We start from the raw sequence: 11,877 nt of genomic DNA, 5'->3' as shown, positions 1-11,877 counted from the left end.
TGTCGGCAAACGCGTTCAGTCAATCAACGCGCCCTCGGGCTCGTAGAACGGATAGGGACCATCGGCGGCGTCGACATACGCGTGATGCGTGACGATGCCAGTCGCCGGATCGTAGCGATGCAGCGCATAGGCGGGCGGCTCCATCATGAAAGCCGACGGCGCATCGTCGCGAAGGTCGAGCGCCACCTGATGCGCGGGCGCGGGCACCGCGGATGCGATGGTGCCGCCAAAGCGCACGAACATCGGGCGATGCACATGCCCGCAGATCACGCGCTCCACGTTCGGATAGCGCGCAATCAGCGCGGCGAGCTTGTCGGCCGCGAGCGGATCGAGCCGCAGCCTGTCCATGTGTCCGATGCCGCAGGCAAACGGCGGATGATGCAGCGCGACCACGGTCGGCTTGCTGCCCGCTGCGTCGAGCTGTGCCGCGAGCCACGCAAGCCGCGCGTCGCACAGTGTGCCGGCGCTTTGGCCGGGCAGCAGCGAATCCAATGCGATCAGACGCAGCGGACCGACATCGACGGCGTAATGCACGAACTCGCCGCCGCTTTGCAGCTCCGCGCGCTCGGCAAACGCAGCGCGCAGCGCGGCGCGGTCGTCGTGATTGCCGACGAGGAGCAAGTAGGGAATTTCCAGCGGCGCGAGCAGTGCCTTCAGATGTTCGTACTGTTGCGGTTCGCCTTGATCGACGAGATCGCCCGTCATGATCACGACGTCGGGGCGAGGATCAAGCGCGTTCAATGCGGTGACGCATCGCGCAAAATGAGCAGCGGTATCGACGCGGCGATAGGCGAGCGCGCCGGGCCGCTTGATATGCAGGTCGCTAATTTGAGCCAGCAGCATGGGGTAGTCCTGTTGGTTTCGCGCAGATGCAAAGCGCGGCTTCATTACGATAGCGCAATCAGCGCGTCCTGCCCGATGGAGATACCGACCGGCGTGCCGCGCGCGAGTGCGACGCGGCCCGCCACGTCGACGAATAGCGCATCGGGAGCGGCGCCGCTAATCGTCAGCCGCGTGCGCTCGCCGAGAAATGCGCTGCTTTCCACGGTGCCGCGCAACTGCGCTTGAGCCGGATCCGCGAGAAAGGCGTCTTCGGGGCGAAAGAAAATCTCGTGCTTGTCGTCGGCCCGGGCCGCCAGATGCTGATGCGCCGACGGCAGCGGCACCGCGCCGCCCGTGGTCGTCAGCAGGTTGCCGCGGCGCTCGCCTGCCACGCGATTGATGGTGCCGACAAATTGCGCGACCGCGCGGTTCGCGGGCCGATAGTAGATGTCGCGCGGGGCGCCGATCTGCTCGATACGTCCCGCGCTCATCACGACGATGCGGTCGCCCAGCTCCATTGCTTCGGCCTGATCGTGCGTCACATAGACGGTGGTGATGCCGAGTTCGCGCAGGAGCGCATTCATCTCGCCGCGCAATGCGTCGCGCAACCGGGCGTCGAGCGCGGTGAGCGGTTCGTCGAGCAGCAGCACGCGCGGCTGCACGGCAAGCGCGCGGGCGAGCGCGACGCGCTGACGCTGGCCGCCGGACAATTGATCGATTGGTTTGTCGGCGTGCGCAGTGAGACGCATCATGCCGAGCAATTCGTCGACGCGTTTTCGTGCGGTATCAGCCGGCATGCGGCGGATTTTCAGGCCATAACCGATGTTGCCGCGCACCGTCAGATTCGGGAACAGCGCATAGCTCTGGAACACCATGCCCACCTGGCGTTTTTCGATGGGCAGTGCGGTGACGTCGTCCTCGCCGAAAGCGATGCGGCCACCCGCGTCGGGAGTCTCGAGGCCCGCGATCATGCGCAGCGTGGTGGTCTTGCCGCAGCCGGACGGACCGAGCAGCACGAGTGTCTCGCCTGCGTCGATGCGCAGATCGACCGGTTCGAGCACACGTGTGCCGCGAAATGTTTTCGCGCACTGCGTGAGCGTGATGGGAACCGAAGCGGAAACGCAAGAGGGGGCAAAGGCGGGTGTCATGGCGTCGTGATGGATTTCGAAGAAGCTGCGCCGCGGCGTTTCGCCGGGCTGCGCTGGCCGGTCGCATCGACGCCCAGCCATTGCATGGCGACGAGCAGCGGCATCGTCATGATGAAAAAGAGAATCGTGTAGGCGCTGCCGATCTCGATGCGCAACGACGCGTACGTGTCGGCGAGACCGACCGGCAGCGTCTTGGTGTCGGGCGTGTGCAGCATCCACGTCAGATTGAATTCGCCGATGGAAAGCGTCAGCACCGCGAGCGCGCCCGCCACGATGCCCGGCCTTGCATTGGGCAGCACGATGGTCACGAAGCGCTGCATGAAGCTTGCGCCGAGACTCGCAGCGCCTTCTTCGAGCGTGCGCAGATCGCTGCTCGCGCATACTGCGGCGACCGCGCGCACCATGAACGGAAGCGTGAACACCACATGCCCGACGACAATGAACGCGACGCTCATGCGAAACATCGTGAAGCCGCCGTAGACCACGAGCAGCGCAAGTGCGGAGGCAAGCCCAGGCAGCGCGATCGGCAGCACGAGAAACTCTTCGATGATGCGCGAAAGCCGCGTCCTGCTGCGCGCGAGCACATAACCCGCCGGCACGCCAGTCAGCAACGTGATGACCAGCGTCGCCGCCGCGACTTCGAGTGAAAGAAACACCGAGCCGTGATATTGCGTCCACACTTCGCCGAGCCAGCGCAATGTGAAGCCGCTCGAGATGCCCTTGAAGTAGTTGACCGTCAAGCCGGCGAGGATCGACATCGCGACCGGCACGATCAGAAACGCGCACAACAGCAGCGTGACGAACCATTGGCCTGCCGCGAGCCACGTTCTGGCGTCGGGCATATGCAGTCGCGCGCGGCGCTTGGGGAGGGCCGCCTGTGAGGTGGCAGTTATCGAATTCATCGAGAGGTCCTGCATGAGGTTTGCGCTGCTGCCTTGTCGTGTGACTCCGCTCATGCACTCGCTGCCACGGCTGAGCCGCTCATGCTGCGAGCAAGAGCGAGCACCGCCCATGTAACGATGCCAAGCACGATCGAGAGACCCGCGGCCGTCACCATGTTTGCGTTGAGCGTGAACTCGGTGTAGATGGTCATCGGCAAGACGTCGATGTCGGTGGCGAGTGTGAAGGCGGTGCCGAATGCGCCCATCGCGGTGGCAAAGCACACGGCGCCCGCCGCGATCAGACCGGGCGACAGCGCGGGCAACACGATGTCGCGCGTAATGCGCCACGGCGATGCGCCAAGCGAACGAGCGGCTTCCTCGAGCGAGGCATCGAGTTTCGTCGCCGAAGCCATTACTGTGACGATCACACGCGGAATCGAGAAGTACAGGTAGCCGAGAAAAAGCCCGCTCATCGAATAGGCGAACACCCAGCGGTCGCCGGTTAGCTTGAGCGAGAGCGCGCCGACGAGCCCCTGGCGGCCCGCCAGCATAATGACCATGAAGCCGACCACCACGCCCGGAAACGCGAGTGGAAACGTCAGCAACGCGAGCAGCGTGCGCTTGAAGGCGAACTCGCGGCGCGCCAGCAGCAAGCCGGCGATCACCGAGAGCACCAGCGTCGCCGCCGTCACCGCCGCCGACAACACCACGGTTGCGCCGAGGCTCGACATGTACCGCGGATTCGCGAGCATCGCGCGATAGGTGGCGAACGCGTGGCCGTCGCCGCTCAGTTGCGCGAGCGCGCCCATCGGCAATAGCCAGAACGCGATGAAAACCGCCAGCGCCGGCGCGAGCAATGCGATGCGCCAGCGCAGCGGGAACGTGATGTCGTTCAATGCATCACCTGCAGGTAGCGTTCGCCGAAGCTCGCCTGCTTCTCGGCCATCTTGCCGAAATCGACGGGTTTTGCGCGGGCATAGTCGCTTGCCGGCAGGAACTTCGCCGCGGTCTGCGCGCTCATCGCATTCGCACGCACCGGACGCAGATAGGCGTCCGCCCACAGCTTCTGGCCTTCGTCGGAGAGCACGAAATCCAGAACCTTCTTGCCGTTCGCTTCATGCGGCGCGCCTTTCACCAGACTCATCACATACGGCACGGAAATCGTGCCTTCCTTAGGAATCACAAATTCGACGTTTGCGTGATCCTTGTATTTCGCGCGATAGGCGTCGAAATCGTAGTCGAGCAGAATGGGAATTTCGCCGGACATCACGCGCGCGTACGCAGTCTGCTTCGGCACGATCGGCGCATTCGCCTTCAGCTTGCGAAACCAGTCGAGGCCCGGCTCGAAGTTATCGAGCGTGCCGCCGAGCGCCTGGTTTACTGCCACCGCGCCCGCATAACCGACAAACGCGCTCGACGGATCGAGGTAGCCGATCATGCCTTTGTATTCGGGCTTGAGCAGGTCGGCCCACGAGCGCGGCACCGGCTTGCCTTCGAGCGCATCCTTGTTGACGAAGAAGCCGAGCGTGCCCGAGTGGATCGTGAACCAGTAGCCTTGCGGGTCCTTCAGGTTCGCGGGAATGTCGTCCCAATGCGCGGGCTTGTACGGCTCGACCACGCCCTTTTCTTTGGCCTGGAATGCCGACGATACGCCCAGATACACCACGTCCGCGACCGGGCTCTTCTGCTCGGCCATCAATTGCGCAATCGACTGGCCCGAGTTCTTGTTGTCGAACGGCACGCGGATGCCGGTCTTCTGCTGGATCGCCTTGATCTGGCTTGCCCAGTCGGCCCATTCGGGCGGGCAGTTGTAGCAGATCGCGGTTTCGTCGGCGAGGGCAGTTTGCGGCGTGACGATGGCAAGCGCGGCGTTCATGAGCGCGCCGGCGCATAGAGCGACCACGGTGGACTGCGTGAGGCGGCGCATCAGCGGTTTTAGCGGTGAAATGAGCGGCGAGGCGAGGCGTTTCGACGAGCGGGTCACTGGGGTTCTCCAGGAAGGGGAAAGAGCGGGCGGTTCTGTTTGTTGTTCGACGAAGTTGTGTTCAGCGAGTTGTTCAGGACTCGAGATGAAGTCGCGCGCTCGCGCGCATTGCAACGCCGCCGCCATGATTGGAAATTGCGGCGATGGTCGCGCCTTCGCGCAGGCTGTGCGGCAGCGTCAATGCAAGCGGCGCGTCGCCGAGCTGTTCATAGCTGCCGGTGACGCGCGCCAGCAAACGACGCCACGCCGCGCAGCCGATTTCGCGGTTCGGCGCGCAGACGCTCGCGAGCGGCGGCGACAGCAGTTCGCCCATCGCGAGGCCGTCGAAACCGAGAATCGACATGTCGCGCGGAATCTGCAGACGCGCGCGGCGCAGGCCGCGCATCACGACCATCGCGAGCAGGTCGTTGCTGCAGAAGAGTGCGCTCGGGCGGTTCTGGCCGTGCGTCAGATGGGCGAGCACCGAGGGCGCGAGTTCGTCCGCGTTGAAATCGACTTCGAGCGCGGGTGCGGGCGTGAGGCCCGCCTGCTGCATCGCCTGCGCATAGCCGAGGTGGCGCTGACGCGCGCGGTCCGACGCGGCGAGCGTGCCCGCCAGCATCAGGATGCGGCGATGGCCGTGCGCGATCAGCATGCGCACGCCTTCGTAAGCAGCCAGACGGTTGTCGACCGAGACCGACGGACGCCGCACCGTGTCGTTGTGCATCAGCACGTAGAGCAGGCCGTCGCGGTCGAGTTCGTCGAGCAGCGGATGGGTGTCGGCGTCGGCGACCGTGAGAATGAGACCTTCCACGCGATGTTCGCGCAGCGTTTCGATCGCGCGGCGTTCGCGGTCGGCGTCGTACTGCGTGGTCATCAGCATGAGCCGGTAGCCTTGCGCCGCCGCGAGTTCGTCGATGCCTTGCAGGCACTCCGCGAACACCGGATTGGCGAGCGTCGGGACGATCACGCCGATCAGCCGCGTGCGCTCGCCGCGCAGTTGACGGCCGAGCGGGCTCGGCCGGAACTGCAGGGCGTCGATGGATTGCCGCACCTTGTCGAGCGTGACCGGGCTCACGGTGTGCGGCGCGTTGATCGCGCGTGAGACCGTCGCGATCGAAAAGCCGGCGTGCGCGGCAACATCCTTGATTGTCGGGGTCATGATTTCCGCTCGGTTGTAAACGTTTTCGGAGCGGATTATCGGGAACGTTTATGACTTGCAGATGACTTGGGAGATAGACGCGCGGCGGGTCTGTCAGGCGGCCAGCGGGCCGGTTGGTCGGCCGTGCGGCGAATGGTAGAATGCGCGTCCACGCGGTTTTCCCACCCTCGCCGGGGTGATGAAATTGGTAAACATAGCGGACTTAAAATCCGCCGCTTCACGGCTTGCCGGTTCGAGTCCGGTCCCCGGCACCATGATTTCCTGGCAACCTTTCGTAGTTCGCTGTAAAGCTCGTAAGTTAGAGCGATAGGGCGCTTCTTCTCTTCATCTTTCCCTACCGCTTGCCGGTCGGCACTTGAATTCAATCGTGGCCCGACCCTGCCTCGCGAAACGGTTTGGCAGGCGTTGACGAAGCGCTTCTCGAATAATGTGCTTTGTCCATTTTCAGGATGCGGGGCAGGCGATAATTCGAAGTATGCAGAAGACCCCCGGCTTCGTGCTCGCCGTGGTCGAAAGCCAGAAGGCGGTCGGCAAGAAGCAGTTTGAACGCGCGAACTATTACACCGGAAAGACGATGATTTTCGACGCGGACAACTTCAAGAGTCTGGTGGCAACGTCGCTGAACTAGCGCGCTCTCGCACGCCGATCGTCCAGCCGGCACCGCCCATCCCATCCCACCCCACTACATCCCAAATCCCACACTTTGCACAACCCCGCATCCCCGTAACCGCTCCAGACACTGGGGAATGCCTGCACTTGAGCCGTTGCCGCCGGGCGTCGTAGAATCGTCGGACATCGGTTTGGGGGTCCAGCAATGTGCCTGGCTTCTCGTTGCGATTACAGTCGAACAACCCGGCGCCCTCCGGCGCTTTCGCGTCCCGCCTTCCGGGTTGAGACGAGCGTTTGCCGTGCAATCGCCGTTGGCCTGGCGCCATGACCCCGCTGATTTCCGTCAACAAGCTCAGCAAGAGCTTTCCCGGCGTGCGGGCGCTTCACGACGTCCAGTTCGAACTGATGGCAGGCGAAGTCCACGCGCTGATGGGCGAGAACGGCGCCGGCAAATCCACGCTGATGAAAATCCTGGCCGGCGTGTACTCGCGCGATTCCGGCGAAATCCTCCTGAACGGCGAGCCGGTCCATTTCGCGAGCCCGCGTGACGCGCAAGCCGTCGGCGTCGGCATCATTCATCAGGAACTCCAACTGATGAATCACCTCACCGTCGCGCAAAATATCTTCATCGGCCGCGAGCCGCGCGGGCGGCTCGGCCTCTTTCTCGACGAAGACAAGCTGAATGCGCAAGCGCGTGAAATCCTCTCGCGCATGCATGTGAAACTCGATCCGCGCGCGATGGTCGGCGACCTCACGGTCGCCAGCCAACAGATGGTCGAGATCGCCAAGGCGTTGTCCTTCGATTCGCGCGTGCTCATCATGGACGAGCCCACCTCTGCGCTCAACGACGCCGAAATTGCCGAGCTGTTCCGCATCATCCGCGAACTGAAAGCGCGGGGCGTTGGCATCATCTACATCTCGCACAAGATGGACGAGTTAAAGCAGATCGCCGACCGCGTTACCGTACTGCGCGACGGCGAGTATGTGGCCACCGTCGACGCCGCGAACACCACCGTTCAGGCCATCATCGGCATGATGGTCGGGCGCACGTTAAGCGATACGACTCCCTCGGCGCGCGCCGCGACGCAAGGAGAGACTGCGCTCGAAGTGAGAAACCTGAACGCCGGCCCGCTCGTGCGCGACGTGAGCTTTACCGTGCGCCAGGGCGAGATTCTCGGCTTTGCCGGTTTGATGGGCGCTGGGCGCACCGAAGTCGCGCGCGCGGTGTTCGGCGCCGATCCCGTCGAGTCCGGCGAGATCTTCGTGAAAGGCGCCAAGGCGTCGATCAGGCATCCCCGCGATGCGGTTGCGCACGGCATCGGCTATCTCTCGGAAGACCGCAAGCGCTTCGGCCTCGCAACCGGCATGGACGTCGAGTCGAACATCGTCATGTCGAACCTGCGGGACTTCCTGTCGTGCAACTTCTTCCTGCGTCGCGCGCGGATGCGCCGCCGCGCGAACCATTTCATCAATCTGCTCGCGATCCGCACGCCGTCTGCCGCGCAGGAAGTGCGCCTGCTGTCGGGCGGCAACCAGCAGAAGATCGTCATTGCGAAGTGGCTCGAGCGCAACTGCGACGTGCTGTTCTTCGACGAACCCACGCGCGGCATCGACGTCGGCGCAAAGAGCGAAATCTACAAGCTGCTGCGCGCGCTCGCGGACGAAGGCAAGGCGATCGTGATGATCTCGTCGGAGTTGCCGGAGATTCTGCGCATGAGCGACCGCATCGTCGTGATGTGCGAGGGCCGCATTACCGGCGAACTCGGCGCAGCCGAGGCGACGCAGGAGCGCATCATGCATCTGGCCACGCAGCGCCAAACCCTGAAAGCGGCGTGAGCCGCGTGAGGACGCTATGACACTGCAATCCGATTCTCCCGCACTGACCGGCGAGCGGCGCCTGAGCGGACTGAAGGCCCGCATCTTCTCGCCCACGGCTTTGCAGAAGCTGCTTGCGTTCGCGAGCCTGATTCTGCTGCTGGTGTTCTTCAGCTTCGCGTCGCCGGCTTTCATGCAGATGGACAACATCCTCGGCATTCTGCAGGCGACAGCGGTCAACGGCGTGCTGGCGATTGCCTCGACGTTCGTCATCATCACGGGTGGCATCGACCTCTCGGTCGGCACCCTGATGACCTTTACCGCAGTGATTTGCGGCGTGTTCCTCACTTACTGGCATCTGCCGATGTGGCTCGGCGTGCTCGCCGCAATCGGCACCGGCGCGATCTGCGGGACGATCTCCGGCACGCTCACCGCGAAGATGAAAATCCCGCCGTTCATCGCGACGCTCGGCATGATGTTGTTGCTCAAGGGGCTCTCGCTCGTCGTGTCGGCGGACAAGCCGATCTATTTCACCGATACCGAGAACTTCTACATGATTTCGCAGGACTCGCTGATCGGTTACCTATTGCCGAGCCTGCCCATTCCGAACGCGGTACTGATCCTGTTTTTTCTAGCGATCGCAAGCTCGATCACGCTCAATCGCACCGCGCTCGGCCGCTACACCTTCGCGCTCGGCAGCAACGAAGAGGCGGTGCGCCTTTCAGGCGTCAACGTCGACCGCTGGAAGATCGCCATTTATGGCCTCGGCGGCGCGATTTGCGGCGTTGCTGGGCTTTTGATCGCGTCGCGTCTGAATTCGGCTCAGCCGGCGCTCGGGCAGGGCTACGAGCTCGAGGCGATTGCTGCCGTCGTGATCGGCGGCACGTCACTTTCGGGCGGCTCGGGCACGATACTCGGCACGATCATCGGCGCGTTCATCATGAGCGTGCTGACCAATGGCTTGCGCATCATGTCGGTCGCCCAGGAATGGCAGATCGTGGTGACGGGCCTCATCATCATTCTCGCGGTTTACGCCGACATCCTGCGACGCAGGAAGCGCTGAGCCCGCGCCGCACAATATCAACAAGAGGAGGCGCACAAAGGCTTCCTCGACGGCTGAAGAAGAAGGGTCCACACCTTAGAGGAGATAGTCCATGTTGAATCGAAAAGCATTCGGCGTCGTGCTTGGCTTGAGCGCGCTTATCGGCGCAACCACTCTCGCGCATGCGGAGGACGTTTATATTCCGCTCATCTCGAAGGGCTTTCAGCATCAGTTCTGGCAGGCCGTGAAAGCCGGCGCCGAGCAGGGCGCGAAGGAACACAAGGTCAGAATTACGTTCGAGGGCCCTGAAACGGAGGCGATGGTCGACAAGCAGATCGACATGCTGTCGGCCGCGCTCGCGAAAAAACCGCAAGCCATCGGCATCGCCGCGCTCGACAGCAAGGCCGCGATTCCGCTCTTGAGAAGAGCGCAGGCCGCGAAAATCCCGGTGATCGCCTTCGACTCCGGCGTGGACAGCGACATTCCGCTCACCACCTGCGCGACCGACAATCTCGCCGCAGCCGCGCTCGCCGCGGACAAGATGGCAGATGCAATCGGCAATGCGGGCGAAGTCGGCGTGATCGTGCACGACCAGACGAGCCGCACCGGCATCGACCGGCGCGACGGGTTCCTCAACGAAATGAAGAGCAAACACCCGAACGTGAAGATCGTCTCCGTGCAGTATGGCGGCGGCGACCATTTGAAGTCAGCGGAAATCGCCAAGGCGATGATCCAGGCGAATCCGAATCTCAAGGGCATATTCGGCGCGAATGAAGGTTCCGCGGAAGGTGCGGCAATCGGCGTGAAGGAGTCGGGCAAGAAGCTCGTGCTGATCGGCTACGACTCGGGCAAGGAGCAAAAGGACGACATCAACTCGGGGCTTATGGCGGGCGCGATTACGCAGAACCCGATCGGCATCGGCAAGTGTGTCGTCGATTCCGCGGTCAAGGCGCTCAAGGGCGAAAAGCTGCCGAAGAAAGTCGACACCGGCTTTTACTGGTACGACAAGAGCAACATGAGCGATCCGAAGATCGCGGCGGTGCTCTACGATTGATCGTCGCCTGAATAGAGCCGCCTTGGAGCGTACCCATGACCACCATCACCAGACTGTCGGTGCGGGACATCCGCTTTCCGACTTCGCGTTCGCTCGACGGCTCGGATGCGATGAACGCCGCGCCTGATTATTCGGCCACCTACGTAACGCTCGAAACGGACGCGCCTGGCGCACCAAACGCACTGGTAGGCCACGGCCTGACGTTCACAATCGGACGCGGCAACGAGATCTGCGTGAAAGCGGTGGAGGCGCTCGCGCCGCTCGTCGTCGGTAAAACGCTTGAGGAGATTGCCGCGGACATGGGCGCCTTCTGGCGCGCACTGACGTCGGACAGCCAGTTGCGCTGGATCGGCCCGGACAAGGGCGCGATTCATCTGGCCACGGCGGCGGTCGTCAACGCGGTCTGGGACCTGTGGGCGAAAGCGGAAGGCAAGCCGGTGTGGAAGCTGCTCGTCGACATGAGCCCCGAAGAGCTGGTGCGGTGTCTCGACTTCCGCTATGTGACGGACGTCATCACGCCGCACGAAGCGATTGCGATGCTGCATCGTCATGCGGGCACGAAGGCCGCGCGCGAGAGCGAAATGCTCGCGCACGGCTATCCGGCTTACACCACCTCCGCGGGCTGGCTCGGCTACGACGACGACAAGATCCGCCGCCTCGCGCGCGAAGGCGTTGCGCAGGGCTGGACGCATTTCAAGCAGAAGGTGGGCGGCAATCTCGCGGAAGACATGCGGCGCGCCCGCATTCTGCGCGAGGAAATCGGCGCCGAACGCAAACTGATGATGGACGCGAACCAGGTATGGGACGTGGATGAAGCCATCGCGAACATGCGGCATCTGGCGCAATTCGACCCGTGGTGGATCGAGGAGCCCACGAGCCCCGACGACATTCTCGGTCACGCCGCGATCCGTGAGCGGCTTGCGCCGATCGGCGTGGCAACCGGCGAGCACTGTCATAACCGCGTGATGTTCAAGCAGTTGCTGCAGGCGCATGCCATCGACTTCTGCCAGGTGGATAGTTGCCGCCTCGGCGGTCTTAACGAAGTGATCGTCGTGCTGCTGATGGCGGCCAAGTTCGGCGTGCCGGTGTGTCCGCATGCGGGCGGCGTCGGTTTATGCGAGTACGTCCAGCACATTTCGCTGTTCGACTATATCTGCGTGTCGGCGTCGCTGGAAAACCGCGTGCTCGAATACGTGGACCATCTGCACGAGCATTTCGTCGATCCCGTAGTGATTCGCAACGGCCGCTATATGCCGCCGCAAAGTCCTGGCTACAGCATCGAAATTCATGCGGCCTCGCTCGATCAGCACGACTTTCCTGACGGGCCGGTCTGGCGCGCGTGAGGCATCGTCGCGAGGCAGCCGTGTAAACTGCGCGTTTA

The 11,877-nt window shown here is 63.3% G+C and carries 11 protein-coding genes and 1 tRNA gene; 6 read left to right on the top strand and 6 right to left on the bottom strand.

Going from position 1 to position 11,877, the window contains the following annotated elements; all coding sequences use genetic code 11:
* Positions 1 to 15: 15 nt before the first annotated feature.
* From A3AC_RS0110640 to A3AC_RS0110615, 6 genes are all read right to left on the bottom strand, one after another.
* Positions 16 to 843, bottom strand: a complete 828-nt coding sequence (locus tag A3AC_RS0110640; protein WP_025598800.1) for a phosphodiesterase — start codon at positions 841 to 843, stop codon at positions 16 to 18.
* A gap of 44 nt (positions 844 to 887) precedes the next feature.
* A complete protein-coding gene (locus tag A3AC_RS0110635; RefSeq protein WP_025598799.1) occupies positions 888 to 1,970 on the bottom strand; it encodes an ABC transporter ATP-binding protein in 1,083 nt (360 codons plus the stop codon).
* Positions 1,967 to 2,872, bottom strand: a complete 906-nt coding sequence (locus A3AC_RS0110630) for an ABC transporter permease (RefSeq protein WP_025598798.1) — start codon at positions 2,870 to 2,872, stop codon at positions 1,967 to 1,969. The genes A3AC_RS0110635 and A3AC_RS0110630 overlap by 4 nt, the downstream gene beginning before the upstream one ends.
* 50 nt (positions 2,873 to 2,922) lie before the next feature.
* Entirely contained in the window at positions 2,923 to 3,747 is an 825-nt protein-coding gene (locus tag A3AC_RS0110625) for an ABC transporter permease (RefSeq protein WP_025598797.1), read from the bottom strand.
* Entirely contained in the window at positions 3,744 to 4,835 is a 1,092-nt protein-coding gene (locus A3AC_RS0110620; RefSeq protein ID WP_025598796.1) for an ABC transporter substrate-binding protein, read from the bottom strand. The genes A3AC_RS0110625 and A3AC_RS0110620 overlap by 4 nt, the downstream gene beginning before the upstream one ends.
* Before the next feature lie 73 nt (positions 4,836 to 4,908).
* Entirely contained in the window at positions 4,909 to 5,976 is a 1,068-nt protein-coding gene (locus A3AC_RS0110615; protein WP_025598795.1) for a LacI family DNA-binding transcriptional regulator, read from the bottom strand.
* A gap of 169 nt (positions 5,977 to 6,145) precedes the next feature.
* On the opposite strand from A3AC_RS0110615, the gene A3AC_RS0110610 reads away from it, so the two are divergent.
* From A3AC_RS0110610 to A3AC_RS0110585, 6 genes are all read left to right on the top strand, one after another.
* A tRNA-Leu gene (locus tag A3AC_RS0110610) sits at positions 6,146 to 6,230 on the top strand.
* A 221-nt stretch (positions 6,231 to 6,451) separates the two neighbouring features.
* Complete coding sequence (locus A3AC_RS30375; RefSeq protein ID WP_156924601.1) at positions 6,452 to 6,604, top strand: hypothetical protein; 153 nt, start codon at positions 6,452 to 6,454, stop codon at positions 6,602 to 6,604.
* A gap of 305 nt (positions 6,605 to 6,909) precedes the next feature.
* Complete coding sequence (locus tag A3AC_RS0110600) at positions 6,910 to 8,421, top strand: sugar ABC transporter ATP-binding protein (RefSeq protein WP_025598794.1); 1,512 nt, start codon at positions 6,910 to 6,912, stop codon at positions 8,419 to 8,421.
* A gap of 16 nt (positions 8,422 to 8,437) precedes the next feature.
* Positions 8,438 to 9,463, top strand: a complete 1,026-nt coding sequence (locus tag A3AC_RS0110595) for an ABC transporter permease (RefSeq protein ID WP_025598793.1) — start codon at positions 8,438 to 8,440, stop codon at positions 9,461 to 9,463.
* Positions 9,464 to 9,554: 91 nt separating this feature from the next.
* Complete coding sequence (locus A3AC_RS0110590) at positions 9,555 to 10,496, top strand: ABC transporter substrate-binding protein (RefSeq protein WP_025598791.1); 942 nt, start codon at positions 9,555 to 9,557, stop codon at positions 10,494 to 10,496.
* A 35-nt stretch (positions 10,497 to 10,531) separates the two neighbouring features.
* Complete coding sequence (locus A3AC_RS0110585) at positions 10,532 to 11,839, top strand: L-fuconate dehydratase (RefSeq protein WP_025598790.1); 1,308 nt, start codon at positions 10,532 to 10,534, stop codon at positions 11,837 to 11,839.
* Positions 11,840 to 11,877: the final 38 nt, after the last annotated feature.

It is taken from the genome of Burkholderia sp. WSM2230 (assembly GCF_000472445.1).
In the GTDB taxonomy this organism is placed as follows: Bacteria; Pseudomonadota; Gammaproteobacteria; order Burkholderiales; family Burkholderiaceae; genus Paraburkholderia.
This window is presented reverse-complemented; position numbering and strand designations above follow the sequence as displayed.

Coding starts and splice junctions, on each gene's coding strand:
- A3AC_RS0110640 (WP_025598800.1), bottom strand. CDS start 843: ATGCTGCTGGCTCAAATTAGCGACCTGCATATCAAGCGGCCCGGCGCG.
- A3AC_RS0110635 (WP_025598799.1), bottom strand. CDS start 1,970: ATGACACCCGCCTTTGCCCCCTCTTGCGTTTCCGCTTCGGTTCCCATC.
- A3AC_RS0110630 (WP_025598798.1), bottom strand. CDS start 2,872: ATGAATTCGATAACTGCCACCTCACAGGCGGCCCTCCCCAAGCGCCGC.
- A3AC_RS0110615 (WP_025598795.1), bottom strand. CDS start 5,976: ATGACCCCGACAATCAAGGATGTTGCCGCGCACGCCGGCTTTTCGATC.
- A3AC_RS30375 (WP_156924601.1), top strand. CDS start 6,452: ATGCAGAAGACCCCCGGCTTCGTGCTCGCCGTGGTCGAAAGCCAGAAG.
- A3AC_RS0110600 (WP_025598794.1), top strand. CDS start 6,910: ATGACCCCGCTGATTTCCGTCAACAAGCTCAGCAAGAGCTTTCCCGGC.
- A3AC_RS0110595 (WP_025598793.1), top strand. CDS start 8,438: ATGACACTGCAATCCGATTCTCCCGCACTGACCGGCGAGCGGCGCCTG.
- A3AC_RS0110590 (WP_025598791.1), top strand. CDS start 9,555: ATGTTGAATCGAAAAGCATTCGGCGTCGTGCTTGGCTTGAGCGCGCTT.
- A3AC_RS0110585 (WP_025598790.1), top strand. CDS start 10,532: ATGACCACCATCACCAGACTGTCGGTGCGGGACATCCGCTTTCCGACT.